Source organism: Tabrizicola sp., assembly GCF_034366665.1.
Taxonomy (GTDB): domain Bacteria; phylum Pseudomonadota; class Alphaproteobacteria; order Rhodobacterales; family Rhodobacteraceae; genus Tabrizicola.
On sequence record NZ_JAXMMF010000057.1, the window covers coordinates 1 to 25,910 of the forward strand.

Here is a 25,910-nt window from a genome sequence, read left to right on the forward strand (position 1 = left end):
CCCCCCCCCCCCCCCCCCCCCCCCCCCCCACGACGAGGTTTAGCCGGGAACCAGCGCCAGCGCCCGGATTGGTGAGCCGGTCCCGGCCTTGATCTTCAGCGGCGTGGCAATCAGGATTGCCCCCCTGGGTGGCAACTGGTCCAGGTTGCACAGGCTGGCGAGGCCAAAGCAGTTGTCCCGGTGCAGGAAGTTGTGCGCCGGGAAAGGCGGGCTGAACTTGCCGGCCATCCCGGCATCGGTGCCGATGCACTGGGTGCCCCAGCCGACGATCCCCTTGCCCAGAAGGTAGTCGATGCAATCGGTCGAGGGCCCGGGCGAATGCGCGCCGTCTTCATAAGGATCGGGGTCTTCGTTCAGAAACAGCGCTTCGTCGTGGGATCGCTGGTCCCAGTCGGTGCGCATCAGGACCCATTCGCCTGGACCGATAGCCCCATGCTGTGCTTCCCAAGCCTTCACATGGGCGGCGGTCAGCAGGAAATCGGGGTCGGCAGCGGCCTCGGCGGAACAGTCGATGACGTTGGCGGGCGCGATCAGGCGCTGGACGGACAGGGTATCGGTAAAGCCGTCGGCATGGTCCTTGCCCGACAGCCAATGGTGCGGCGCGTCGAAATGCGTGCCGGAGTGTTCGCCAAGCTCCAGCCAGTTCCAGGCCCAGAACGGTCCGTCCTTGTCGTATTCGCTGATCCGGTGGATGGCGACCTTGGGGGTGTTGCGGGCCAGGTCCTCGGGCAGGCGCAGGATCGGCGTCTCGGGGCCAAGTTGCGCGGTCAGGTCGACGACCCTGACCCCGCCCCCGGCAAGACCCGAGGCCAGCGCACCCAGCACCTCGCCCGCGCCGGCGTCGGCCTCGCCCTGCCCTGCAAAGCGGCGGCGGCGGCGGGTCAGCACCTCTTCCACCATGTCAAAGACGGCGTCCACCGCGCGCTCTTCGGTCACGAAGCCGGGGGACATGCGCAGGATCGGGCCGCGGGCGTCGACCGAATAGCCCTCGACCCCCAGCGCACCGACGCAGGCCGCAGCCTCGGCCTTGTCGGGCATCCGGATCATCACGGCCCCGCCCCGCCTGTCGGGATCGCGGGGGGAATGCAGGGCCAGGTTCAGCCGGTCTGCGCGCTGGATCACCCGGTCGACAAGGCGGCGGTTGTGGGCGGCGACGTCGCGGAGGTCCTGCTTGGCAAACCACTCCATCGCCGGAAGGGACGCAATGGCCGCCACCGAGCCAGGCGTACCGGTGTCAAAGCGGCGGACATCGGGGGCGTATTCAAAACGGTCAAGATCCCAGGAGAAGGGGTTGTTCTGGCTGAACCAGCCCCGGCCTTCGGGCGTCAGGGTCGGGATCAGGTCCTTGTCGGCATAGAGGATGCCCGCGCCCGGCGTCCCGCACAGCCACTTCAGGCTGGTCGAGACGACGAAATCGACGCGCGGGTTCGTCGCGTCAAAGGGCATGAGGCCCGCACCTTGCGTGATGTCGGCAACCATCAGGCTGCCCATCGCACGGCCGTGGGCGACAAGGGCCGGGTAGTCCATCTTGGACGAGCCGATTGAGGTGACCCAGGTCAAAAGGGCAAGGCCCACATCCGGACCCCAGTGGGCCAGGTAATCCTGCGTTTCCACCCAGGCGCGGCCTTCGCTGAGGGGCACCGTGGTCAGGGTGAACCCCAGCTTCGGCGCCAGACCCGCAAGCAGGAAATGCAGCGATGGGAAGCAATCGGCGGCGACCAGCACGCGCTTGCCCTTCAGCATCCCCTCGGGCAACGCGCGAAGGATCTTCTGCAGCCCCTCGGTCACGTTGTCGACCGTGGTCAGGCTGCCCTTCGGCACGTTGATCAGGCGACGCCAGCGGTCGATGAAATCCTGCCGCTTGCGCAGGACATAGCCCCACTGCTTGTCGTTCGGGGCAGCCCAGACTTCCGAAAACTCGGCCATTGCGCGGGCCATGTCCTCTTCCTTGCCGGGATAGATGCCGATGGAATGATAGAGGAAATATCCCCCCGTCGTGCTGTTGCTGACCAAGTGATCCCGTCCCTTCCCGCCGCTGGGGCAGAGGCACGATAGGGGAATTCCCACCCTGCCTCAAGTTGTTTCAAGCTTGAACAATCGCAAGGGTACAAGGGTCAGCGCGACGGACGGCTGATCATCCTCGATGCCCAGTCGACCTTGGACATCAGCTCGAAAACCTCGCCCGCAAGGACATCGACCGTGCCGTCGGGATGGACCGTGAACGCCGTCCGCAGCCCGGCGGCCCGGCACAGCGCCACCCCCCCCGCACAGTCCCAAAGCCCGCCGACACGCGGCTCGACATAGCCCTTCAGCCTGCCCGTGGCGACCAGCATCAGCGACAGCGCGCAGGACCCGAAGAGGCGGGGGGCGAAATCTGCAGCCTCGATGGCAGCCTCGACGACGTGGCGGTCGGCGGCGGGCCAGCGCGGATTGCGGCCGATGCCGATGCAGGGCGGATCCGTCGCGCGTGAGCCGGGGGCAAGGCCGGTCTCCACCAGCGGGCCGGTCGCCGTGCCCACGGCCATCAGGCGCAGCGCCGGGGCAAGGATGCCGCCTGCGACCGGCTGGCCCTCGTCCATCAGCCCCAGCGATATCGTCCAGAACGGCAGTCCCGACAGAAAGTTCGCGGTCCCGTCGATGGGATCGACTGCCCAAAAGCGGCCCGTGGCGGTTCCGCCCAGCTCCTCTCCAAGGATGCCGTCGCCTGGGAAATGCTGCGCCAGAAGCTTGCGGAGCGTCGTCTCGACCGCACGGTCGGCGTCCGAGACAAGGTCGCCGGGGGCCTTCGCCTGCACGGCGCGCTGATCGAGGCTGTCGAAGAAACCCAGGGCTTGGGCTCCGGCCTCGGCAAGAATGGCAGAGAGAGTGTCGAGCATCGCCCAAGCCTATCCGTGGCTTGCGGCGGCTGCAAATCCCCGTCGGTGAGCTCGTCGATTGACTTCGTCACTCCTCGCGGGATGCACCGACGAGGAGACGAAGTCGAACGAGGAGGGTGGGTCGCGATCCGGACTGCCGAAAGCTTGTGCATCTGACCGACCCGATGGCCTTGCCGGGGCGGGTACTGCTTGTGCCGAATCGGGAATGAGTTTTACCTCTTGGTAAAAATCACCATCACCAACGGGATAGGACAAGGAATGACCACGGGAACCTTCACGGTATCGCGGCGCGGGCTGCTTCTGGGCGGGGCTGCGGCACTGGTTGCGGCGAACCTGCCGCGCGCGGCCTGGGCGCAAGAGCCGATCAAGATGGCGGGCATCTACACGGTGCCGGTCGAACAGCAGTGGGTCAGCCGCATCCACATCGCCGCCGAAGCGCTGAAGGCCGCCGGAACGGTGGACTACACCTACACCGAGAACGTCGCGAACACCGACTATCCCCGCGTGATGCGCGAATACTGCGAGGCGGGCGTCAAGCTGATCGTGGGCGAGATCTTCGGGGCCGAAGCCGAGGCGCGCGAGGTCTGCGCCGAATACCCGGACGTGGCCTTCCTGATGGGCTCCAGCTTCATGCCCGATGCGGCGGCGAACCCGAACCTTGCGGTCTTCGACAACTACATCCAGGACGCAGCCTATCTGTCCGGCATCGTCGCGGGCGGCATGACCCAGGGCAATATCGGCATGGTCGGCGGCTTCCCGATCCCCGAGGTCAACCGGCTGATGCATGCCTTCATGGCCGGCGTGCGCGAGGTGAAGCCGGAGGCCAAGTTCCAGGTCAGCTTCATCGGGTCCTGGTTTGACCCGCCCAAGGCCAAGGAAACCGCCTTTGCGATGATCGATGGCGGCGCGGATCTGCTTTACGCCGAACGCTTCGGGGTCAGCGATGCCGCGAAGGAACGGGGTGTGCTGGCCATCGGCAACGTGATCGACACGCAGGCGGACTATCCCGAAACCGTGGTCACTTCGGCGCTGTGGCACTTTGAACCCACGCTGAACGCAGCCGTCGCGGCGATCCAGGTCGGCACCTTCAAGGCCGACAACTACGGCATCTACTCCTACATGAACGTCGGCGGCTGCTCGCTGGCCCCGTTGGGCACCTTCGAGGGCAAGGTTCCAGCCGAGGTCATGGCGCTGGTGGCCGAAAAGCAGGCAGCGATCATGGACGGCAGCTTTACCGTAACCATCGACGACACCGAGCCCGCGTCGTCGTGACCCTCGGGAAGGCCGAGGCGGAGGTTGTTCTCCGCCTCGATGGCATCACCAAGCGCTTCGGGGCGCTGACGGCGAACGACGCGGTGTCGCTGACCCTGCGGCGCGGCGAAGTCGTGGCCCTGCTTGGGGAAAACGGCGCGGGCAAGACCACGCTGATGAACATCCTCTTCGGTCACTACGTGGCCGATGACGGGTCGGTCGAGGTCTTCGGAACGCCACTTCCCCCCGGCAATCCGCGCGCGGCCTTGGCCGCTGGTGTCGGCATGGTTCACCAGCATTTCACCCTTGCGGGCAACCTGACGGTGCTGGACAACATCCGCCTCGGGACTGAGGCGCTTTGGTCCCGCTCTCATACCGGAGCGCGGGAAAAGGTCGAACGGCTGTCGCGCGACTTCGGGCTTGCGGTGCATCCCGATGCCAAGGTGGGCCGCCTGTCCGTGGGCGAACGGCAGCGGGTCGAGATCCTGAAGGCGCTTTACCGTGACGCCCGCATCCTGATCCTGGACGAGCCGACGGCGGTGCTGACCCCACAGGAAGCCGAGGCGCTGTTCGCCACCTTGCGAAAGGCCACGGCGCTGGGGCTGTCGGTGATCTTCATCAGCCACAAGCTGCACGAGGTGATGGCCATCGCCGACCGTTGCGTCGTCCTGCGGCACGGCCGCGTGGTGGGCGAAGTCGACACGCATACGACCGACAAGGGCGCGCTTGCGGCGCTGATGGTCGGGGGGGAACTCTCGCTGCCCCGGGCCGAGGCACGGGCTCCGGGCGCGGTGCTGATGCGGCTGGATGCGGTCGGCACGCCGGACCGGGGCGCGATGCCGGGTCTGAAATCGGTCACGCTGGACTTGCGGGCGGGGCAGATCACTGGACTTGCGGGCGTATCCGGCAACGGACAAGCCGCGCTGGCCGAGATTGTCGGCGGGCTGGCTTTGCCGGTCGCGGGGCGGGTCATCCTGAAGGACACGGCCGTCGCCCGCTGGTCGCCGGGCGAGGCGCTGGCGCAAGGGGTGGCGCGCATCCCCGAGGACCGGCACCATCAGGGCAGTATCGCCGATTTCAGCCTGACCGAGAATGCCGTGCTGGAGGGCTATCGAACGCGGTTTTCCAGGCGCGGCTGGATGAACTGGCGCGCGGCGCGGACCTTTGCAGAAGGCATCATCAAGGGCTACGACGTGCGCTGCCCGGGGCCCGACACGCGCATCCGGCTTCTGTCCGGGGGCAACATGCAGAAGCTGATCCTGGGGCGGGCGATGGCTTCTGGCCCCCAGATCATACTTGCGAACCAACCCGTGCGGGGTTTGGACGTGGGCGCGATTGCCTATGTGCAAAGCCAGCTGATCGCGGCGCGCGATCGGGGGGCGGCGGTGCTGCTGATTTCCGAGGACCTTGACGAAATCATGGGCTTGTCGGACGTCATTCATGTGATGTCTCAAGGTCGCCTCTCGCCCGGCTTTGCACGGGGGACGATGACGGCAGCGGACCTTGGCCTCTGGATGGCCGGCCAGAAGTTCGAGGACGCGGATGCGGCTTGAACCCATTGCCAACCCCTCGCCCGCGCGCCGTCTGGGCCTGCCCGCGCTGGCGCTGGTCGCGACCTTGGGCGTGGCGATGTTGCTGGCACTGGTCGCCGGGGCGAACCCGTTCGCCGTGCTGGGCCAGATTGCCACGGGCGCGCTGGGATCAAAGCTTGCGATCCTCGAGACGCTGAACCGCGCCACGCCGCTGATCTTCACCGGGCTGGCCGTCGCCGTCGCCTTCCGGGCAAAGCTGTGGAACATCGGGGCCGAAGCGCAGCTTTATGCCGGGGCCATCATGGCCGTGGTGCTGGGGACGGGGGCCTTGGCAAGCCCGCTGGTCCTGCCCGTCTCGGCTTTGGCCGCAATGCTGGCAGGGGCGGCGCTGCTGCTGGGGCCGGTGCTTCTGAAAACGCGGCTCGGGGTAGACGAGGTGGTCACCACGCTCCTTCTGAACTTCATCATGCTGCTGTTCGTCAGCTACCTTCTGGAAGGCCCGATGAAAGACCCGATGGGCATGGGTTGGCCGAAATCCACCCCCCTGACCCCCGAGGCCCGCCTGCCCCGCATCGTCGAAGGCTTGCGGCTCCACTGGGGCTTTGCCCTGGCGATCATCGCCGCGGTCATCGTCTGGGTGATCCAGACCCGGACGACGCTGGGCTTCGAAATCCGGGCCGTCGGCCAGAACCGCGAGGCCGCGCGCTTTGCCGGGATGCCGGTGAATTCGGTGCTTGTGAAGACCGCGCTCTTGTCCGGGGGGCTGGCCGCGCTGGCGGGGTGGTCCGAGGTGGCGGGGCTGAAGGGCCACCTGTCGTCGGACCTGTCGCCCGGCTTCGGCTACACGGGCATCATCGTGGCGATGCTGGCGCTTTTGCATCCTTTGGGAGTCGTCGTCACGGCGATCTTCGTGGCGGGCATCTTCGTCGGGTCCGACGCGATGAGCCGGGCGGCGGGGGTGCCGACCTACATCGCCGACATGCTTCTGGCGACCGCCCTTCTGTTCATGGTGCTGGCGATCCTTCTGACCAAGGTGCGGGTGGTGCGGGGATGAACGAGATCGTCGATATCCTGCTGTCGGCCAGCTTCTGGGCCGCGGTGATCCGCATCGCCTCGCCCTTGATCCTGGCGACGATGGGGGAACTCATCTGCGAACGCGCCGGGGTGCTGAACCTGGGGATCGAGGGGATCATGGTCATCGGCGCCTTCACCGGCTGGATGGCGGTCTATCAGGGGATGCCCTTGTGGGGCGGGGTCGCGGTGGCGATGGCGGCGGGGATGCTGTTCGGGCTTCTCCATTCCACGCTGACGGTGCCCTTCGGGCTGTCGCAGCACGTCGTGGGGCTTGGGGTGACCCTCTTCGCCACCGCATCGGCCTCGTTCGCCTATCGACTGATGCTGCCCGAGGTCACCAGCCCGCCCAAGATCGACCCTTTCCAGCCGCTGGATATCCCGGTCCTGAGCGACCTGCCCTGGCTGGGCGAGGCGATCTTCCAGCAAACCGCGCTGACCTGGGCGGCCTTTGCCGTTGTGGGTCTGGTGGCCTGGACACTGTATCGCACGCCTCTGGGCCTGGCGGTCCGCGCGGTGGGCGAAAACCCGGCGGCGGTCGAGGCGCAGGGGATGTCGGTCACGGGCCTGCGGATGGGCGCGGTGATCGTGGGATCAGGGCTGATGGCCGTAGGGGGCGCGTTCCTGACGCTGTCGGCCTTCTCCAGCTTCTTCTTCGAGATGGTGAACGGGCGTGGCTGGATCTGTGTGGCGCTGGTCGTTTTCGGGGCCTGGAGGCCGGGCAAGGCCGTCCTGGGCGCGATCCTGTTTGCCGCCTTCGACGCGTTGCAGATCCGGTTGCAGCAGACGGAACTGGGGGCGGTCCTGCCCTATCAGCTGTTCCTTGCCCTGCCCTTCCTGTTGTCGATCCTGGCCCTTATCCTGATGTCGCGCCGGGCCGAGGTGCCAGCGGCGCTGATGGTGCCCTACAACAAGGGGGAACGCTGATGTTCGATCTTCTGGTCAAGGGCGGCACGCTGCCTGACGGAACGGTGGCCGATATCGGCATCACCGGCGACCGGATTGCCGCCCTCGGCAGGCTGGAGACCGGGGCTGCCCGCGTCATTGACGCGACCGGGGACCTTGTCTCGCCCCCCTTCGTCGACCCGCATTTCCACATGGACGCAACGCTCAGCTACGGCCTGCCACGCGTGAACGCGAGCGGCACGCTGCTGGAAGGGATCAGCCTTTGGGGCGAACTGCGTGATCTTGCGACGGTCGAGGAAATGGTCGACCGCGCGGTGACCTATTGCGACTGGGCGGTCAGCATGGGGCTTCTGGCAATCCGCACCCATGTCGACACCACGCCCGACCACCTGCGTACCGTCGAGGCGATGCTGGAGGTCAAGCGGCGGGTGGCACCCTACCTGGACCTGCAGCTGGTGGCCTTCCCGCAGGACGGGCTTTACCGGACCAAGACGGGCCGCCAGAATGTGCTGCGGGCGCTGGACATGGGCGTCGACGTCGTCGGCGGCATCCCGCATTTCGAACGCACGATGGAGGAAGGCGCCGAGTCCCTGCGTGATCTGGCCCGCATGGCCGCCGAGCGCGGGTTGATGTGGGACGTCCATTGCGACGAGACCGACGATCCGCTTAGTCGCCATGTGGAAACAATGGCGCGCGAGGTGACGCGGCACGGTCTCGGCGGGCGCGCGGCGGGCAGTCACCTGACCAGCATGCATTCGATGGACAACTACTATGTCTCGAAACTGCTGCCGCTGATCGCCGAAAGCGGCATGACCGCCATCCCCAACCCCCTGATAAACATCACGCTTCAGGGCCGCCACGACACCTACCCCAAGCGGCGCGGCCTGACGCGCGTCAAGGAGATGCAGGCCCTGGGCATCCCGGTGGGCTGGGGGCAGGACTGTGTCCTGGACCCTTGGTATTCGCTGGGGACGGCCGACATGCTGGATGTGGCCTTCATGGGTCTGCATGTCGCCCAGATGACGCATCCTGCGGAAATGACACGCTGTTTCACGATGGTCACGGAAACCAATGCCCAGATCCTGGGGCTGTCGGACTATGGTCTGCGCCCCGGTTGCCTTGCCAGCCTGGTCGTGCTGGACGCGGGCAACCCGATCGAGGCGCTGCGCCTGCGGCCGGACCGCCTTGCGGTTGTGTCGAAAGGCAAGGTCGTGGCCCGGCGCCAGCGCAATGATGCACGGCTTGCCCTGGCAGGCCGCCCCGACAGTGTCCGCCGCAGGCTGCCGCCAAAAGCCTGACCTCTGCCCGAATCGTCGCGCCACCAGCGCCAATCCCGCCATTTCGACCGGGATTTTCCAATGTGCCGCAGGATCGGGCGGAGGCGCTGTGGCGGCGGGCAGGAAGCCCCCTCCCGCAGGGGTTGTGGCAGGCCATCCTTCAAATCTCCTCTTGATCGCCCCATTTTCGCCCCGTTCCACAACCATCACGGAACCAGACGATTGGTGCGCTTGTGTGGACGATGCCCCCTGCCCCGCAGGACCGGCCGCCCGAGCGTGCTGACAGGCGTTGGCAAAAGCCGAATTGACGTCGCACCAGTTTGGGAAAGGTGAACGACATGGCGCAGCAGAAGGTGGCCGATCCCGTGGAAGAGGCGGACGACCTCATCGACGAACTGCAGCCCGGCGCAAAGCTTCTCAAGGGCCAGTACACGATCACGCGCTACCTGAACTCGGGCGGCTTTGGCATCACCTATCTGGCCAAGGACAGCCTGGACCGCGATGTCGTGATCAAGGAATGCTTCCCTTCTTCGGTCTGCCGGCGGTCGAAAGTCGTCGTCGCCGCCCGATCGCGGGCGCACAGTGCGGAACTGCGGTCCATCGTGCAGCTTTTCGTGCGTGAGGCGCGGAACCTGGCGAAGATCGTCCATCCGAACATCGTCGCCGTCCACCAGGTCTTCGAGGACAATGGCACCGCCTACATGGCGATCGACTTCATCGACGGGCTGGACCTGCAGCAGATCATCGACGGCGAAGGCGAGATGCTGCAGCCGGACCATATCGTGCGGATCACCGACAAGCTGCTGGCGGCGGTCGGGTTCATCCATGACAACGACATGCTGCACCGCGATATCTCGCCGGACAACGTGCTGATCAACAAGGCCGGTGAGCCGATCCTGATCGACTTTGGCGCGGCGCGGGAACATGCGTCCAAGACCACCCGCGCCATGTCGGCGCTGCGCGTGGTCAAGGACGGCTACTCGCCGCAGGAATTCTACATCGCGGGGTCCGAGCAGGGCCCGTGGAGCGACCTTTATGCGCTGGGTGCCACGATATATCACCTGATCTCGGGCGAGGCTCCGGTGAACGGACAGGCGCGGCTTGCGGCGCTGGCCGAGGAACGGCCCGACCCCTACATTCCGCTGACCGGCCGCTTTGCGGGCTATCCGGCGGGCTATCTGGAAGCGATCGACAGCGCGATGAGCGCACTGCCGAAGCAGCGGGTGCAGACGGCGGCGAACTGGTTGGCGATGTATCACAAGGTGCCCGGTGCGCCGGGTGCTGCCGCCTCGGTCGATGATGCGGTGCAACAGCTGGTCCGCGAATTCCAAAGCGGTGAGGTCGAGGATGCAGCCTTGCCCGCCAAGGCGATGTCGCGGCCCGTGGAAGCGGCCCCAGCCCCCTCCACAGCCCACTCCCCGGCCGCGCGCGGGCGCAGCCCGGTGCAACTGGTGGCCGGTATCGCGGTGGCGCTTGTCGTCGTCGCAGGCGGCTATGTGATGTTGGGCAAGTCCGACGCTCCCAAAGGCGACACGGCGGCGGCTGCGGGATCGGCCCAGACGCCCGAAGCTGCCACCCCCAAGCCTGCCCTGCCCGAGACAACTGCAGCCGCGCTGGTCGCCCCCGGTACGTCTGGGCCAGCGGCCACTGACTCTGAACCCGTTTCGGCAGAGACCGCCACTGCCACGGTCACAAGCGAGCCTGCCGCCGAGGCGCAACCCGCCGATCTGGCCGAATCCGACTCTGCCCCCGCAGCCGCGCCCGAAACGCCCTCCGAAACGCCCGCCGCAACACCCCCGGAAACGACGGCGACCGAGGTCGTGGAAGCTGCCGAGCCGACGGTACCTGCAAGCGAAACCGCAAGCGCAGCCGATCCCGCAGCCGATCCTGTCGAGCCGGTGGTCGAGGCCAGCGCCTCGCCTGCGGCCGAGCCGGTCGCCGCCGCAGAGACCCAGGCCGCACCTGCCGACGCCGCCGGACCGACCCCCGCCGCGGCTCAGGTCGCGTTCGCGGTCTGGGATGTCGAGCTGCCCTTCACCGCGGATGACCGCGTGATCGGCGGGCAGCCCCTGACCATCGTCCAGCGGCTCTCGCCGGGCCTGGACCGCGCTTCGGCCGGCGCCTGGTTGCAGCAGGGCCTGCTGATCTATTCGGTCAACGGCAAGCCCACGCCCACCGCCAAAGTCCTGACCACGGCCATCCTGAACGCCATGCAGGTCGACCCCGATGGCAAGGCCCGTGTCGTGGTCGAATACGCCGGGTCCGACCTGCAGCGCAAGATTGACCTTCTGACCGTCGACGCCGTCCGGATCGTGACCCTGGCAAACGGCGTCAGCGCGCGCACCTCGGTGGTGGATGGCGCCTGGACGACCGAGGTCACCGCCGTGGCCCGGCCCGAGACGAATACGCTGAAACCTGGTGACACGATCTTCCGCGACAAGACCACCACGACACCGCTGGATGAGGCGACGTCGCTGGAAAAGATCCTTGGCGCGCTGGTTGACCAAGGCGTGACGGCGACCGAATTCTCGATCATCCGCGACGGCAAGGTCGCCTCGGCGACGATGCAGCTGGCCCAGGACGGGGGCCAGTGATGGGGTCGCGGGCCGCTCTGCAGGACCCAGTCGTGCCGGCGCCGCATCTCTCCGGGCAGATCGTGACACCGCATGCGGCTGCCGTCAGGCCGCTTGATCCCCTGATCGCCGCGCTGTCGCAGGCGGCCAGGCGGTCCGGCCCGGCAAAGCCGCCCGACCAAAAGCCGGACACCACGGACTGACCTTTCCTGCCCCGGGGGCCCGACCTGGGACCGGTGAATGAAGCTGAACAGAAATCGACCCCGGTCCCTGTGCCCGGGCGGCACCCCGCCCATCCGCACTGACCGGCCAAAGGAGCAGAGAGAGAGAGATGGCATTTGCGCGGACCTTCACCTTCGGCTGCACGGCGGTCCTGCTGACCAGCGCGGCCGCTCTGGCGCAGGAAGCCTGCTCGACCTACACGGTCAACACCGGGGACAACCTTCGCTTCATTGCCCGGGCGGCCTATGGTGACGCGGACCTTTACCGCGTGATCTACCAGGCGAATGTCTCCACCATCGGCGAAAAGGCGGACCTGATCGAGATCGGCACCAAGCTGGTCATCCCCTGCGATCCCAACGATCCGACGGCTCCCTTGGCGTCCGCCGCCGAGTCAGCCGTGGCCGAGCCAGCCACCGCCACCCCCGCAGCCTCCGCAGCCTCCGCAGCCTCCGCGACGCCCGAGGCCGAGATCACCCCCGTCGCCGCCACGCCCGACCCGGCACCTGCCGCCAAGCCGATCTCGTTCGTCACCGGCAACGGCTACGCTCCCTTTGCCGACGAGACGTTGCCCGGCGGCGGGATGATGACGCAGCTGGCCGAGATGGCGGTGTTCCGCGCCGATCCGAACATCCCCTACACGCTGACCTTCATCAACGACTGGCAGGCCCATATCGATGCGCTGCTGCCCTCGGGTGCCTATGATCTGAGCTTTCCCTGGATCCGCCCCGATTGCGAAGCGCCCGAAACGCTTTCGCCCGGCGACCAGACGCGCTGCGCCGACTTTGTCTTCTCTGGCCCGTTCTACGAGATCGTCGATGGCTTTTTCGCCCTGCGCGACAGCGGTCTTGGGGCCGTCACCAGCTATGCCGACTACGAAGGCAAGCGGATCTGCCGCCCCGAGGGATATACCACGGGCGTGCTGGACGCGACCGGGCTGACCGCCTCGACCGTGACGCTGGTCCGTCTGCCGCTGGCCGCTGACTGCTTCAAGGCGCTGGCGGCGGGCGAGGTTGACCTTGTCTCGATCGACGCCGAAGTGGGCGATGCGGCCGCGGCCCGGCTGGGGCTGACCGCCCGGGTCGAGCAGAACCCGCACCTGGCGACGCTGCTCAGCCTGCATGTGATCGCCCACAAGTCGAACGCCCGCGCGGTGGACATGATCGGACAGCTCGATACCGGCCTGATCGAGATGTACCAGTCCGGCGAATGGTACGAGATCGTCTCGACGTCCCTTGCCCAGCATGATCGCCCGCAGGAGTAGGGTTTCCATGCTGGCAACAAAGCCGCAGCGACCCTCTGCGCTGCCGGGCGCATTCCGTGCCGTGATTTCCAGGTGCCTCAACCGCTTTGCAGCCGGTTCGGCGGTGCTGTCCCGGGATCTGGCGGCGTCGCCGGCCCGGAAATTCATTGACCACGGCTTCGCCACATTCGTGCCATCACTACAACCATATGGTGCGAGACCTTTGGTATTGTTTCGGTATCTGCTGGTTTCTTGCAGCGTATATGGCCTTCAGAAGGATACTCGCCCCATGAGAACCGCAAAGCACGTACAGAGGCTGACCGTCCTGACGGCGACCATGATCGCATTGCCCGTCATCGCCTCGGCCCAGGAAGCTTGCACCACCTACACTGTCAAGGATGGCGACACATTGGGCTCCATCGCCCAGACCGCCTATGGCACCTTCGACTACCAGATGATCTTCAACGCCAACCGCGACGCCCTGGCGGCGAACCCGGCCAACCTGCCCGCCGGTTTGCAGCTGATCCTGCCTTGCGAGGATGGCCGCCTTTCCCCCGATCAGGAACTCAGCAGCGTCATCGAGACCGAGACGCAAGAGCAGGAAGCCAATCGCGTGCGGTCGAACGTCTACGAGCCGCCGCTGAAGTTCGTCACCTCGAACAACTGGATGCCGTTCACCGATGAATCGCTGACCGGCGGCGGGATCTTCACCCGGATGGCCACCACCGCCATGCAGCGCGGCGGCAACGACCGCGGCTACGAGGTGTCCTATGTCGACGACTGGATGTCGCACATCGATGTCCTGCTGCCGTCGGGCGCCTTCGACGTCTCGATCGCCTGGGAGGCGCCGGACTGCTCGAAGCTGGACATGCTGGGCGAATTCTCGGCCCGGATGTGTACCGAGTTCGACTTCTCGCTGCCGATCTACGAAGCGGCCTATACCTTCAACACCCTGCCCGACAGCAAATATGCCAACGCCCGGTCCTTCGAAGAATATTCCGGCGCGCGCATCTGCCGGCCCGAAGCCTGGCCGCTGGGCGACCTGGAAGTCCAGGGCCTCGTGCCGCCCGTGGTCGAGTTCGTCCAGCCGAAGAACCCGCTCGATTGCGCCGACCTTCTGATGAAGGGTGAGGTCGACATTTACTCGATCGAGACCGAGACCTCGGTCGCGAACTTCACCGAGCTGGGGGTGACCGACAAAGTCGCGACCAATCCGGCGCTGGCGACCTTCATCTCGTACCACTTCCTGACCTCGAAGAGCAATCCGCGCGGCCGGGTCTACATCGCCATGCTGAACCGCGGCATCACCGAGATGCGGGAATCCGGCGAATGGTACGACATCGTGGCCACGGGCCTGGACGAGCATAACAAGCTGAAGCAGCAGTAACCCCCACTGACGCATCGCTTGCAGAAAGCCCCGCGCCGCCCCCGGCGCGGGGCTTTCGCTTGTGCAGTCATTCAAGGCTTGGAACATCCGTTCCGTATGCTATGCTGCGGCCATGAGCAGCCGGTGAAGCGACCATGCCCAGAGGTGAAGCCCCGCCCGAACCCCGGGTCCCGCCCCAGACGGTCGAGGAGTTCCGCGACCGGCTTCATGCGCTGAATGGCCAGTTGCCGCGCCGCTTGCAGCAATGTGCCGACCATGTAGCGACGCACCTGGACCGCATCGCGCTGTCCACGGTCGCGCAGGTGGCCCAGGGGGCGGGCGTGCCACCCTCGGCGGTGATGCGCTTTTGCCAGATCATGGGTTTCACCGGATATGCCGAAATGCAGCGCCTGTTCCGCCAGGCCCTGTCCGTTGCGACCCCTGACTACGCAACGCGGCTGGCGAACCTGAAGGCGGGCGGGGCCGGCCAGCCCGCGACGCTGGTCGCCGAATTCGTGGAAGCGGGGCGCCAGTCGATCGAGGCCTTGGCGCGCGATCTGAACGAAACCGCATTAAATCAGGCTGTTGCGACCCTATCCCAGGCACGAACGATCCATCTTGCGGGCTTCCGGCGGTCGTTTCCAGTCGCGTCCTATCTTGCCTATGTCTTCGACAAGCTGGGGGTGCCGGCCGTCCTGCACGACGGGGTTGCGGGGCTTGGGCACCGGTCCACCCTGCAGCCGGGCGACGCCCTGCTGGCGATCACCTTTGCGCCCTATTCCGAGGAGACGCTCGCCCTCGTCTCGCAGGCGCGGGATCGCGGGTTGCCGGTCGTGGCGCTGACCGACCCGCCCGCAAGCCAGCTGGCCGGGGTCGCCGACACGATCCTGACCGTCACAGAAATCGACTTTGGCGCGTTTCGCTCGCTGTCGGCAGTGATTGCCCTGGCGCTTGCGCTGGCCGTCGCCGTTGCGGCCCGGCGTGAAACTTAGCTCTTCCCCGACTCGGATAAATGGAATATCCGTTCCATCGCTGGCACCATGAGTCGCCCGCGCAGACCGGAGCCTTGCGATGTCCCCCAAGCCCCTTGACGTGATCACCATCGGCCGCTCGTCGGTCGACCTGTACGGCGCGCAGGTCGGCGGGCGGCTGGAGGACATGGGCTCGTTCCAGAAATACATCGGGGGTTCCCCCACCAACATGGCCGCCGGGACGGCGCGGCTGGGGCTGAAGTCCGCATTGATCACCCGGGTCGGCAACGAACACATGGGCCGCTTCATCCGCGAGGAGCTGGCCAAGGAAGGCGTCGACGTGCGCGGGGTCAAGACAGACCCGGAGCGTCTGACGGCACTCGTCCTTCTGGGCATCCGCGACGACAAGCAGTTCCCGCTGATCTTCTACCGCGAAAACTGCGCCGACATGGCGCTGTGCGAAGACGATATCGACGAGGACTTCATCGCTGCGGCCCGGTCCGTCGTCGCGACCGGCACCCACCTGTCCCACCCGCGGACCGAGGCGGCCGTGCTCAAGGCGCTGCGCTTTGCCCGCAAGCACGGGCTGCAGACCGCGCTGGACATCGACTACCGCCCGAACCTCTGGGGCCTTGCGGGGCATGGTGACGGCGAAAGCCGGTTCATCGAATCCGCCAATGTCACCGCCAAGCTGCAATCGACGCTGCATTTCTTCGATCTGATCGTCGGCACCGAGGAAGAGTTCCACATCGCCGGCGGCACCACCGACACCATCGCCGCCTTGCGCGCCGTGCGGGCCGTGTCGAAGGCCACCCTCGTCTGCAAGCGCGGGCCGATGGGGGCGGTCGCCTTCACCGGCGCGGTCCCGGATTCGTTGGACGACGGGGAATCCGGCCCCGGCTTCCCGATCGAGGTCTTCAACGTCCTTGGCGCGGGCGACGGGTTCATGTCGGGCCTCCTGAAAGGTTGGCTGGACGGCGAGCCCTGGCCCATCGCACTGAAATACGCCAATGCCTGCGGGGCCTTCGCCGTGAGCCGCCACGGCTGCACCCCGGCCTATCCATCCTGGGAGGAGCTGCAGTTCTTCCTGAACCGTGGGGTCGTTGAAAAGGCGCTGCGCAAGGACCCGGCGCTGGAGCAGGTCCACTGGGCGACCAACCGCCACAAGGACTGGTCGACGATGCGCGTCTTTGCCTTCGACCACCGGATGCAGCTGGAACAGATGGAGGGTGCCACGCCCGCAAAGATCGGCGCGTTCAAGGAGTTGTGTTTGCAGGCCGCGCTGCAGGTTGCCAATGGCCAGCCCGGCTATGGCATCCTGTGCGACAGCCGCCTTGGCCGGGATGCGCTGTTCCAGGCGGCCGGCACCGGCCTCTGGATCGGGCGCCCCGTCGAATGGCCCGGCTCGCGCCCACTGACGCTTGAGCCCGAGCTTGGCCCGGACTTCGGCGGGTTGCAGGAATGGCCGCTGGAACACGTGGTCAAGGTCCTGTGCTTCACCCACCCCGACGACGACGCTGCGACCAAGGCCGCGCAAGAGGACACCGTCCGCCGCCTGTTCCATGCCTGCCGCCGCAACCGGCTCGAGATGCTGTTGGAGATCATCCCGTCGAAGGTCGGCCCCGTCACCGACGACACCAGCGCACAGATCATCCAGCGGTTCTATGACCTTGGCGTCTACCCCGATTGGTGGAAGCTGGAACCCTTCACCACCGACGCTGCCTGGGCCAATGCCTGCGCTGCGATCACGGCGAATGACCCCCATGTGCGCGGTGTCGTCGTCCTGGGCCTGGACGCCTCGGAAGCCGACCTTGCGGCCTCGCTGGCCCTTGCGGCAAAGCAGCCCTTGGTGAAAGGCTTTGCCATCGGTCGCACGATCTTTGGCGATGCCGCGCGTGGCTGGCTGCAAGGCCAGATGACCGACGCCGAAGCCGTCGCCCAGATGTCCGACCGCTATGCCCGCCTTGCCACACTATGGGACAAGGTGCGCGAAGGAGCAAAAGCATGACCACGATTCGCCTGACTGCCGCACAAGCCATGATCCGCTGGCTGTCCCTGCAATCCTCCGAGGACGGTGGTCGTTTCATCGAAGGCGTCTGGGCGATCTTCGGCCACGGCAACGTCGCTGGCCTGGGTGAGGCGCTGCATGCCCACAAGGACACCCTGCCCACCTGGCGCGGCCAAAACGAACAGACGATGGCCCATGCCGCCATCGCCTATGCCAAGGCGAACCACCGCCGGAAGGCGATGGCCGTGACCTCCTCCATCGGCCCCGGGGCTACGAACATGGTGACGGCGGCAGCGCTGGCGCATGTGAACCGCCTGCCGGTGTTGTTCATCCCAGGCGACGTCTTCGCCAACCGCGCGCCCGACCCGGTGCTGCAACAGATCGAGGATTTCGACGACGCCACGGTCAGCGCCAACGACTGCTTCCGCCCCGTCGTCCGCTACTTCGACCGGATCAGCCGCCCCGAGCATATCCTGACCGCCCTGCCCCGCGCCCTTCGCGTGATGACCGACCCCGCGAACTGCGGCCCGGTCTGTCTGGCCTTCTGCCAGGACACCCAGGCCGAGGCCTACGACTACCCGGTGGAGTTCTTCGAACCGCGCACCTGGTACATCCGCCGCCCCGAACCCGACCAGCGCGAGTTGGAGGCCGCCGTCGCTTGCATCCGCGCCGCGAAGACCCCGCTGATCGTTGCGGGGGGCGGCGTGCTTTATTCCGGCGCGGAACAGGTGCTTCTGAACTTCGCCAAGACCCACAGTATCCCGCTGGTCGAAACACAGGCCGGGAAAGGTGCGGTGGATTGGGAGGAACCCCTCCACTTCGGCTCGCCCGGCGTCACCGGCACCGGCTGCGGCAATGAACTGGCCGCGAGGGCCGACCTCGTCATTGGCGTGGGCACTAGGTTCCAGGACTTTACCACCGGGTCGTGGACGGTGTTCTCCGCCCCCGGCCGCAAGCTGCTGTCGATCAACATCCACGGCTACGACGCCCACAAACGCGCGGCACAGCCGCTTGTCTCAGATGCGAAGGTCGCGCTGGAAAAGATCAGCGCCGCCCTTGGCAAACACCGTTTCGCCGATCCCGACTTCTCTGCCCGGACCAAGTGGTTCCAGACCACCGACGCCCTTTTCGCCGCCCCCAAGACGAACGAACTCCCGACCGACGCGCAGGTGATCGGCGCCGTGGACAGGAACGCGGGTAAGCAAAGCCTCATCATGTGCGCCGCTGGCACCATGCCCGGCGCGCTGCATGTCCTCTGGCGGGCGGCGCAGGGCGGCTATCACATGGAGTACGGTTTCTCCTGCATGGGGTATGAGATCGCGGGGGCGATGGGGATCAAGATGGCCCTCCCCCAGCGAGACGTGATCTGCATGATCGGTGACGGCAGCTACATGATGGCGAACAGCGAACTCGCGACCGCTGTGATGATGGGCATCCCCTTCACCGTGGTCCTGACCGACAACCGCGGCTACGGCTGCATCAACCGGCTGCAGGTGGCTACGGGGGGCGCGCCGTTCAATAACCTTCTCCGCGACAGCTATCATGTGAACGAGGCGAACCTTGATTTCGTCGCCCATGCGCGGGCCATGGGGGCGAACGCGGTCAAGGTGGCCAGCATTGAGGACCTCGAAGCCGAGATGCAGAAGGCGAAGACCGCGACCATCCCCACGGTGATCGTGATCGACACCGATCCGATGCCCGGCACCGGCGCGGGTGGCACCTGGTGGGACGTCGCTGTCCCCGAGGTCTCGGACCGCGCCGAAGTGACCGAGGCGCGCAAGGCATACGAAGCGGGCACCAAGGCCCAATGGCTTCTCAACTGAGGAACGAAGAATGAGCGTGAAGATCGGGATTTCCCCCATCAGCTGGCAGAACGACGACCTGCCGGACCTGACCGCCGCCTACACGATGGAGCAGGCGTTAAGCGAGGCGCGCGAGATCGGCTATACCGGCGTGGAACGCGGCCGCCGGATGCCGTCGGACACCGATGGCCTGGGCCGCTACCTGACCGCAAGCGGACTTTTCCTTTGTGGTGGTTGGTGTTCCGGCAATCTCCTCACAAATGACGTGAAGACCGAAATCGAGGCCGTGCGCCAGCAGGTCGAACAGTTTGCCGCCCTGAAGGCCCCTTGCATCGTCTATGCGGAATGTTCCAACACCGTGCAGGGCAACATTGCGGTGCCGGTGAACAACCGACCCAAGTTCTCCGCCGCCGACGTGCGGGCCTATGGCGCGAAGCTGTCAGAGCTGGCGAAGTGGATGGCGGACCAGGGCGTGACCTTGGCCTATCATCACCACATGGGATCGTTCATCGAATCCGAGGACGACGTGAACGCGCTGATGGAGGGCTCCACCCCCGATGTGAAGCTGCTGTTCGACACCGGGCATCTGTTGTTCGGCGGGGCGGACGTGATGCGGGTCCTGAACACCTGGGCGGATCGCGTCCACCATGTCCATTTCAAGGACATCCGGCCCGACGTCGTGGCGGATGTGCGCGCGAACAACCGCAGCTTCCTGGACGCCGTGATCGCCGGGGCCTTCACCGTGCCGGGCGACGGCTGCATCGATTTCCAGGCCGTGGCCGACAAGCTGAAGGCGATGGACTACAATGGCTGGATCGTGGTCGAGGCCGAGCAGGACCCGGCCAAGGCGCCTCCGTATGAGTATTCGAAGCTCGGCTACGAACACATCCTGCAGGTCTGCGCCAAGGCGGGCCTGACCATCGACAACTCGCGCCCCTGAGGTAACCCCATGCCCGTCCTCCTCCGCCACCCGACCGGCACCCGCGGCAAGGTGCATGACATCACCCCGGAAACCGCGGGCTGGGGCTATGTCGGCTTCACGCTCTACCGGCTGGAACCGGGCGACGTGGCCGAGGAGATGACCGGCGCGACCGAGGTGATCCTGGTGATCGTCGAAGGCAAGGCGATGGTTCAGGCCGCGGGCCAGGACTGGGGCGAGATGGGCGCGCGGATGGATGTCTTCGAGAAGACGCCGCCGCATTGCCTGTACGTCCCGAACAGGAGCCAGTGGAAAGCCACCGCCACCACCGCCTGCACCATCGGGGTCTGCAAGGCCCCCGGCAAGGGGAACCACCCGGCCCGCCGTCTGGGGCCGGAGGGGATCACTCTGACCCCGCGCGGGAAGGGGACCAACACCCGCCACGTCAACAACATCGCTATGGAGGCGCTGGACGTGGCCGACAGCCTGCTCGTGACCGAGGTCTTCACCCCGGCCGGGCATTGGTCGTCCTACCCCAGCCACCGGCATGACGAGGACGACTTCCCGAACATGACCTACCTGGAAGAGACCTACTATCACCGGCTGAACCCCGGCCAGGGCTTCGGCATCCAGCGGGTCTATACCGAGGATGGGACGCTGGACGAGACGATGGCGGTGAAGTCCCACGATGTCGTTCTGGTCCCCAAAGGCCACCACCCCTGCGGGGCGCCCTACGGGTATGAGATGTATTATCTGAACGTGATGGCCGGGCCGATCCGGAAGTGGCGGTTCAAGAACGATCCCGACCACGACTGGATCGCCAGGCGCGACGCTTGAACTGCCCCCCGCTTGGACAGCGAAGCGGGGCACAGTCTTTCAAAGGGTTGGTTGTGGCTGGTCAGGAAGGCTTAAGCCTGTTCCGCATACAAGACCTTGGCCGCCGCCCGGTGCCGCGCTAGCCTGAACGGGTAACGGTGCGGGGGTGTGCCATGACGAGACTTTGGTTTTCTTCGACTCTCCTGCCGGCACTTGCCCTCGCCCTCTCCGCCGGGGCCGAGGACCTGCCCCCGTTGAAGCGCAGCGATGTGATCTTCCAGAACTCGCGTTCCGCCCAGTCGCTGGCGATCCTGCTGGCCACGGACAGCCCCTTTACCCATGTTGGCATCGTGGACTTCGACGACGACGGCAACCCGGTGGTGCTGGAGGCCGTGCGAACCACCCGCGCCACGCCTCTGCAGGACTGGGTGGACCAGGGCGAAGGCGGCGACGTGGCGATCTACCGGATGCAGGACCTTACCGACGATCAGGCGCAGGCCGTGACCAAGGCCGCCCGCAGCCATTTCGGCAAGGGCTATGACCCCTACTTCTACCGCTCGGAAGAGACGCTCTATTGCAGCGAACTGGTCCACATTGCCTTCCGCGACGGCATCGGCGCAGAGCTTGGCCGGGTTCAGACCCTGGGCGCGTTGAACCTGGACAGCGCCGCAGTGCGCGTGCTGATCGAGGAGCGCTGGCAGACCCATCCCGCCTGCGCGGACGGTCAGGCGGAAGACGCAGACGCCTGCCTTGCCCTGATCCGGGACGAGCCGCTGGTCACCCCGCAGGCGGTGGCCGAGGACGGGCGGCTGAAAGAGGTCTACTCAAGCTTCGGGGACTGAGTCCGGGGCTGCTCCTCGTTCGACTTCGTCTCCTCCTCGCGGGCGGCCCGACCAGCGAGGAGTGACGAAGTCATCGACGAGCGGCCCGGCTTTCCGCAGCCTTTGCCTTGAAGCGCCCCCCCGCCTCGTCTAATCAGGGGAAAGCCCGAAGGAACCTCCGAACATGCGCATCCTGATCACCAACGACGACGGCATCAACGCGCCGGGGCTTGAGGTTCTGACCCAGATCGCCACCGAGATCGCCGGGCCGAAGGGCGAGGTCTGGACCGTCGCCCCGGCCTTCGAACAATCGGGTGTCGGGCATTGCATCAGCTACACCCACCCGATGATGATCGCGGAACTGGGGCAACGCCGCTTCGCCGCCGAAGGCTCGCCTGCCGACTGCGTGCTGGCGGCGATTTACGACGTGCTGGATGGCGCCAAGCCCGACCTGGTGCTGTCGGGCGTCAACCGGGGCAACAACGCGGCCGAGAACGTGCTTTATTCCGGCACCATCGGCGGCGCGATGGAAGCCGCACTGCAGGGCGTCCCGGCCATCGCGCTGTCGCAGTTCTTTGGCCCGGACAATGCCAAGCTGGTCGATCCGTTCGAAAGCGCGCGGGTGCATGGCGCGGGCGTCGTCCGCGCGCTTCTGGACAAGGGCATCTGGACCACGGGCGATTACCGCAGCTTCTACAACGTCAACTTCCCGCCCCTGCCCGCCGCCACCACGAAGGGCATGATGGTGGCCGCCCAGGGCTTTCGCCGCGACACCGCGTTCAGCGTCGAGCCGCATATGTCGCCCTCGGGCCGGAAGTTCCTGTGGATCAAGGGCGGGCACCAGCACACGCCCACCCTGCCCGGCAGCGACGCGGCGGTGAACCTGGACGGCTACATCTCGATCACGCCCATGCGGGCCGACCTGACGGCGCATGACCTTCTGGCCGATCTGCAGACGAGCCTGGCATGACCGAAGGACCGGAGGACATTCCCGCCTCCGAGCTTGCCGAACGCAAGATGCGCTTTCTCTTTGCCCTCCGCTCGCGCGGTGTGACCGATGCCCGCGTCCTGACCGCGATGGAGAAGATCGACCGCGGACTTTTTGTCCGCAACGTCTTTGCCGACCGCGCCTATGAGGACATGCCCCTGCCCATCGCCTGCGGCCAGACGATCAGCCAGCCCTCCGTGGTGGGCCTGATGACCCAGGCGCTGCAGGTCAGCCCGCGCGACACGGTGCTGGAGGTGGGCACCGGATCGGGCTACCAGGCCGCGATCCTGTCGCAGCTGGCGCGGCGGGTCTACACGGTCGACCGCTACCGACGCCTTGTCCGGGAAGCGGGCGAGCTGTTCCGCCAGCTTGATCTGGTGAACATCACACCGATCACGGCCGACGGGTCGCACGGGCTGCCAGACCAGGCCCCCTTCGACCGGATCATCGTGACGGCGGCGGCAGAGGACCCTCCCGGCCCGCTTCTGCAGCAGCTGAAACCGGGCGGGATCATGGTTGTTCCGGTGGGCCAATCCGACGCCGTGCAGGCGCTGATCAAGGTCACGCGGACCCAAAGCGGTTTTGATTACGAAGAACTTCGCCCAGTGCGCTTTGTCCCACTGGTCGAAGGGCTCGGGTCCGAGTAGACTGCGGCCCCAGAAACCGGGTCAACCCGGACAGGCGATCATCAGGCGGGACCACATGGCAAAGACGGGCAGACTTCGCGCAACCCTGGTCATGGGCGCAAGCGCGCTGGCGCTGGCGGGATGCATGGACACCGGGAACCTTGACTGGGACCTGCGGTCCGGGCGTGGCGACACTTCGGAAGCGGCGCGCGCCGCGACAGCGGCGGCCCCCTTGCCGGATGGCAACGGAATCATCTCTTACCCCGACTACCAGATGGCCACCGCCCGGCGCGGCGAAACTGTTGCCAGCATGGCCGGCCGCCTGGGCATGAACCCGGAAGAGCTGGCGCGCAGCAACGCCCTGCGCCCGACCGACCCCCTGCGTGAGGGCGAGATGCTTTTGCTGCCGAAGCGGGTCGCAGCCGCGCCGCAGCCGGCGGTCATCGGCGGATCGGCCCTGCCGTCGGGCGGGGGTGTGGACATCACCTCGAATGCCACCACCGCGCTGGACGAGGCCGGGCCGACGCCGGTTGCCAGCTCTCCCGCCGCGTCGAAGCCGGTGTCGGGCCAGCCCCTGACCCACCGCGTCGCCCGGGGCGAGACGGCGTTCACCATCGCGCGGACCTACAACGTCTCGGCCAAGGCCCTGGCTGACTGGAACCAGCTGGGCGCGGACATGGCCGTGCGCGAGGGTCAGACGCTGATCATCCCGATCGCCACTGCCGCGGCGCCGAACCCCGAACCCGTGCCGACCCCGCCTGGGGCCGGATCGCCGACGCCCGAGCCGCCCTCGGCCAAGAAGCCGCTGCCGGACGAGGCGACGGAGGCTGCCGCCACAAAGCCGAAGGCCACGCCGCCCTCGCCCGACCTTGGGGCGGAAAAGACCACGTCGTCCAAGATGACGATGCCGGTTTCGGGCAAGATCATCCGCGGCTATGACGCCAAGAAGAACCAGGGCATCGACATTGCTGCCGCAGCGGGCAGTTCGGTGAAGGCGGCGGATGCGGGCACAGTGACGGTGATTTCCGCGGACACCACCGGCAAGGGCATCGTCATCATTCGCCATGCCGGGGACCTGTTGACGGTCTATGTCGGCGTGAACGGGATGGTGGTGAAGAAGGGCGACAAGGTAAAGCGGGGCCAGGAGATCGGCAAGGTCGCGCCCGGCGATCCGGCCTTCGTGCACTTCGAGGTGCGCAACACCTCGAAGCAAAGCTTTGATCCGATGGGATACCTGCAGTAGCGGGCGTCTCGTCGATCGATTGAACGCCGTTCTCGGGCACGGTCACCCGCCGAGGAGGAGACGAAGGCAAACGACGAGGGGCCGGTGTCAGTCGTTGATCCGACCCACCAGCACCTTGTCGATGCGCCGGCCGTCAAGGTCGATCACCTCGAACCGGTAGCCTTCGGCGGTGACCGTGGCGCCAAGGTCGGGGATCTGGCCCATCTGGTGCAGGACCAGCCCCGCCACGGTATCATATTCCCCCGCAAGGTCGCGCGGCAGGCCAAGGCGGTCGCAAAACTCGTCGACCGGCATCCAGCCCGCAACCAGGAAGCTGCCGTCGGCGCGTTCGACCATCGCGGGCTCATCCGCTTCGGACGAGGCAACGGCACCGGTGATGGCCTCAAGCACGTCGCCGGTGGTCAGGATGCCCTCGAAGTGGCCGTATTCGTCGTAGACCAGCGCGAAGTGGTGTTCCGTCTTTTGCAGGATTTCCAGCACATCCAGTGCCTCGGTCCGGTCCGAGACGACCGGGACCTCATGCACCAGCGCCTTGATCGACACGGTCTCGCGGCGGGAGACGACCTGGAACGCCTCGGTCAAAAGGACGATGCCCACGACCTCACCCTCGGCATTGGCGACGGGCATACGGGGGCGAGCGATCTTGCGGATCGCGGCCACGGCCTCGGAACCGGTGGCGTCCAGCGGCAGCATCTCGACCTCGTGCCGCGGGGTCATCAGCGCGCGGGCGGTTCGGTCCGACAGGCGCATGACGCCGGTGATCATCTCGCGCTCTTCGGTTTCCAGCACGCCGCCTTCATGGGCTTCGGCCAGAAGGACGTGGACCTCTTCCTCGGTCACCCGGTTTTCGCTGGTCCCGCGCTGACCCAGCAGCCAGAGCAGAAGCTTGCCCGACTTGTCCAGAAACCAGACCAGCGGCGCGCCGATCACCGACAGGAAGGTCATCGCCGGGGCCATGCGGATGGCGACCGCCTCGGGGTCGCGCAGCGCGATCTGCTTGGGCACCAGTTCGCCCACGATCAGGCTGACATAGGTGATCGCCACGACCACGCCGCCGACACCCAGCGTCGCGGCCCAGTCGGCCGGCACACCCTGCGCCACCAACCAGACCTGCAGCCGCAGGCCCAGCGTCGCCCCGGACAAGGCCCCTGACAGGACGCCGACCGCGGTGATGCCGATCTGCACCGTCGACAGGAACCGCCCGGGATGCTCGGCCAGACGCAGCGCCATCCGCGCACCGCGGCTTTTCGCTTCCAGCGTCTTCAGCCGCCCTGGCCGCGCGCTGACTATGGCAAGTTCCGACATCGCAAGGACGCCGTTCAGAATGATGAGGGCCAGAATGACCAGAAGTTCTGTAAGCATGGTCCTATCGGGGTAAGGCCGGACGCCGCCTTAAGCAAGG

General features: G+C 66.5%; 21 protein-coding genes. 18 read left to right on the forward strand and 3 right to left on the reverse strand.

Features of this window, described 5'->3' with window-relative positions; all coding sequences use genetic code 11:
* Positions 1–39: 39 nt before the first annotated feature.
* On the reverse strand, positions 40–2,013 hold the full coding sequence (locus tag U1E69_RS07600) for an aminotransferase class V-fold PLP-dependent enzyme (RefSeq protein ID WP_322243752.1): 1,974 nt from the start codon (positions 2,011–2,013) through the stop codon (positions 40–42).
* Positions 2,014–2,114: 101 nt separating this feature from the next.
* Entirely contained in the window at positions 2,115–2,876 is a 762-nt protein-coding gene (locus U1E69_RS07605; protein ID WP_322243753.1) for an inositol monophosphatase family protein, read from the reverse strand.
* A gap of 258 nt (positions 2,877–3,134) precedes the next feature.
* Here U1E69_RS07605 and U1E69_RS07610 point away from each other — a divergent pair, with 258 nt between their 5' ends.
* The 18 genes from U1E69_RS07610 (at position 3,135) to U1E69_RS07695 (ending at position 24,508) form a co-directional block, all read left to right on the forward strand.
* Positions 3,135–4,148: a BMP family protein gene (locus tag U1E69_RS07610; protein WP_322243754.1), complete on the forward strand. Its 1,014-nt coding sequence runs from the start codon at positions 3,135–3,137 to the stop codon at positions 4,146–4,148.
* Positions 4,145–5,680 (forward strand): ABC transporter ATP-binding protein, encoded by a 1,536-nt coding sequence (locus U1E69_RS07615; RefSeq protein ID WP_322243755.1) that lies wholly within the window; start codon positions 4,145–4,147, stop codon positions 5,678–5,680. Before U1E69_RS07610 ends, U1E69_RS07615 begins: the two co-directional genes overlap by 4 nt.
* A complete protein-coding gene (locus U1E69_RS07620; RefSeq protein WP_322243756.1) occupies positions 5,670–6,713 on the forward strand; it encodes an ABC transporter permease in 1,044 nt (347 codons plus the stop codon). The genes U1E69_RS07615 and U1E69_RS07620 overlap by 11 nt, the downstream gene beginning before the upstream one ends.
* A complete protein-coding gene (locus U1E69_RS07625) occupies positions 6,710–7,657 on the forward strand; it encodes an ABC transporter permease (protein WP_322243757.1) in 948 nt (315 codons plus the stop codon). Before U1E69_RS07620 ends, U1E69_RS07625 begins: the two co-directional genes overlap by 4 nt.
* Complete coding sequence (locus U1E69_RS07630; RefSeq protein WP_322243758.1) at positions 7,657–8,934, forward strand: amidohydrolase family protein; 1,278 nt, start codon at positions 7,657–7,659, stop codon at positions 8,932–8,934. Before U1E69_RS07625 ends, U1E69_RS07630 begins: the two co-directional genes overlap by 1 nt.
* A gap of 317 nt (positions 8,935–9,251) precedes the next feature.
* Positions 9,252–11,507, forward strand: a complete 2,256-nt coding sequence (locus U1E69_RS07635) for a protein kinase domain-containing protein (protein ID WP_322243759.1) — start codon at positions 9,252–9,254, stop codon at positions 11,505–11,507.
* A gap of 32 nt (positions 11,508–11,539) precedes the next feature.
* Complete coding sequence (locus U1E69_RS07640) at positions 11,540–11,689, forward strand: hypothetical protein (protein ID WP_322243760.1); 150 nt, start codon at positions 11,540–11,542, stop codon at positions 11,687–11,689.
* 128 nt (positions 11,690–11,817) lie between these two features.
* The gene (locus U1E69_RS07645) at positions 11,818–12,969 is read left to right on the forward strand and encodes a transporter substrate-binding domain-containing protein (RefSeq protein ID WP_322243761.1); all 1,152 of its coding nucleotides are present in this window, start codon (positions 11,818–11,820) and stop codon (positions 12,967–12,969) included.
* A gap of 268 nt (positions 12,970–13,237) precedes the next feature.
* Positions 13,238–14,335 (forward strand): LysM peptidoglycan-binding domain-containing protein, encoded by a 1,098-nt coding sequence (locus U1E69_RS07650; RefSeq protein WP_322243762.1) that lies wholly within the window; start codon positions 13,238–13,240, stop codon positions 14,333–14,335.
* Between the two features lie 134 nt (positions 14,336–14,469).
* Positions 14,470–15,306: a MurR/RpiR family transcriptional regulator gene (locus tag U1E69_RS07655; RefSeq protein ID WP_322243763.1), complete on the forward strand. Its 837-nt coding sequence runs from the start codon at positions 14,470–14,472 to the stop codon at positions 15,304–15,306.
* Positions 15,307–15,385: 79 nt separating this feature from the next.
* Positions 15,386–17,293 carry a bifunctional 5-dehydro-2-deoxygluconokinase/5-dehydro-2-deoxyphosphogluconate aldolase gene (locus U1E69_RS07660; protein ID WP_322243764.1) on the forward strand — a complete coding sequence of 636 codons (1,908 nt, stop codon included), beginning with the start codon at positions 15,386–15,388 and terminating at the stop codon, positions 17,291–17,293.
* On the forward strand, positions 17,290–19,116 hold the full coding sequence (gene iolD, locus U1E69_RS07665) for a 3D-(3,5/4)-trihydroxycyclohexane-1,2-dione acylhydrolase (decyclizing) (RefSeq protein ID WP_322243765.1): 1,827 nt from the start codon (positions 17,290–17,292) through the stop codon (positions 19,114–19,116). Before U1E69_RS07660 ends, iolD begins: the two co-directional genes overlap by 4 nt.
* Positions 19,117–19,126: 10 nt before the next feature.
* A complete protein-coding gene (iolE, locus tag U1E69_RS07670) occupies positions 19,127–20,035 on the forward strand; it encodes a myo-inosose-2 dehydratase (protein WP_322243766.1) in 909 nt (302 codons plus the stop codon).
* A gap of 9 nt (positions 20,036–20,044) precedes the next feature.
* Entirely contained in the window at positions 20,045–20,851 is an 807-nt protein-coding gene (iolB, locus tag U1E69_RS07675) for a 5-deoxy-glucuronate isomerase (protein WP_322243767.1), read from the forward strand.
* A 152-nt stretch (positions 20,852–21,003) separates the two neighbouring features.
* A complete protein-coding gene (locus U1E69_RS07680) occupies positions 21,004–21,672 on the forward strand; it encodes a YiiX/YebB-like N1pC/P60 family cysteine hydrolase (protein WP_322243768.1) in 669 nt (222 codons plus the stop codon).
* A gap of 163 nt (positions 21,673–21,835) precedes the next feature.
* Positions 21,836–22,621, forward strand: a complete 786-nt coding sequence (surE, locus tag U1E69_RS07685; RefSeq protein ID WP_322243769.1) for a 5'/3'-nucleotidase SurE — start codon at positions 21,836–21,838, stop codon at positions 22,619–22,621.
* Positions 22,618–23,286, forward strand: a complete 669-nt coding sequence (locus tag U1E69_RS07690) for a protein-L-isoaspartate(D-aspartate) O-methyltransferase (protein ID WP_322243770.1) — start codon at positions 22,618–22,620, stop codon at positions 23,284–23,286. Before surE ends, U1E69_RS07690 begins: the two co-directional genes overlap by 4 nt.
* A gap of 91 nt (positions 23,287–23,377) precedes the next feature.
* The gene (locus U1E69_RS07695) at positions 23,378–24,508 is read left to right on the forward strand and encodes a M23 family metallopeptidase (RefSeq protein ID WP_322243771.1); all 1,131 of its coding nucleotides are present in this window, start codon (positions 23,378–23,380) and stop codon (positions 24,506–24,508) included.
* 87 nt (positions 24,509–24,595) lie between these two features.
* Here the strand turns inward: U1E69_RS07695 and U1E69_RS07700 are convergent, their stop codons facing one another.
* Entirely contained in the window at positions 24,596–25,870 is a 1,275-nt protein-coding gene (locus U1E69_RS07700) for a hemolysin family protein (protein WP_322243772.1), read from the reverse strand.
* Positions 25,871–25,910 lie beyond the last annotated feature (40 nt).

Excerpts from the sequence above, each read along its gene's own strand:
- U1E69_RS07605 (WP_322243753.1), bottom strand. The coding sequence starts at position 2,876 with ATGCTCGACACTCTCTCTGCCATTCTTGCCGAGGCCGGAGCCCAAGCC.
- U1E69_RS07610 (WP_322243754.1), top strand. The coding sequence starts at position 3,135 with ATGACCACGGGAACCTTCACGGTATCGCGGCGCGGGCTGCTTCTGGGC.
- U1E69_RS07620 (WP_322243756.1), top strand. The coding sequence starts at position 5,670 with ATGCGGCTTGAACCCATTGCCAACCCCTCGCCCGCGCGCCGTCTGGGC.
- U1E69_RS07625 (WP_322243757.1), top strand. The coding sequence starts at position 6,710 with ATGAACGAGATCGTCGATATCCTGCTGTCGGCCAGCTTCTGGGCCGCG.
- U1E69_RS07630 (WP_322243758.1), top strand. The coding sequence starts at position 7,657 with ATGTTCGATCTTCTGGTCAAGGGCGGCACGCTGCCTGACGGAACGGTG.
- U1E69_RS07635 (WP_322243759.1), top strand. The coding sequence starts at position 9,252 with ATGGCGCAGCAGAAGGTGGCCGATCCCGTGGAAGAGGCGGACGACCTC.
- U1E69_RS07645 (WP_322243761.1), top strand. The coding sequence starts at position 11,818 with ATGGCATTTGCGCGGACCTTCACCTTCGGCTGCACGGCGGTCCTGCTG.
- U1E69_RS07650 (WP_322243762.1), top strand. The coding sequence starts at position 13,238 with ATGAGAACCGCAAAGCACGTACAGAGGCTGACCGTCCTGACGGCGACC.
- U1E69_RS07655 (WP_322243763.1), top strand. The coding sequence starts at position 14,470 with ATGCCCAGAGGTGAAGCCCCGCCCGAACCCCGGGTCCCGCCCCAGACG.
- U1E69_RS07660 (WP_322243764.1), top strand. The coding sequence starts at position 15,386 with ATGTCCCCCAAGCCCCTTGACGTGATCACCATCGGCCGCTCGTCGGTC.
- iolD (WP_322243765.1), top strand. The coding sequence starts at position 17,290 with ATGACCACGATTCGCCTGACTGCCGCACAAGCCATGATCCGCTGGCTG.
- iolE (WP_322243766.1), top strand. The coding sequence starts at position 19,127 with ATGAGCGTGAAGATCGGGATTTCCCCCATCAGCTGGCAGAACGACGAC.
- iolB (WP_322243767.1), top strand. The coding sequence starts at position 20,045 with ATGCCCGTCCTCCTCCGCCACCCGACCGGCACCCGCGGCAAGGTGCAT.
- U1E69_RS07680 (WP_322243768.1), top strand. The coding sequence starts at position 21,004 with ATGACGAGACTTTGGTTTTCTTCGACTCTCCTGCCGGCACTTGCCCTC.
- surE (WP_322243769.1), top strand. The coding sequence starts at position 21,836 with ATGCGCATCCTGATCACCAACGACGACGGCATCAACGCGCCGGGGCTT.
- U1E69_RS07690 (WP_322243770.1), top strand. The coding sequence starts at position 22,618 with ATGACCGAAGGACCGGAGGACATTCCCGCCTCCGAGCTTGCCGAACGC.
- U1E69_RS07695 (WP_322243771.1), top strand. The coding sequence starts at position 23,378 with ATGGGCGCAAGCGCGCTGGCGCTGGCGGGATGCATGGACACCGGGAAC.
- U1E69_RS07700 (WP_322243772.1), bottom strand. The coding sequence starts at position 25,870 with ATGCTTACAGAACTTCTGGTCATTCTGGCCCTCATCATTCTGAACGGC.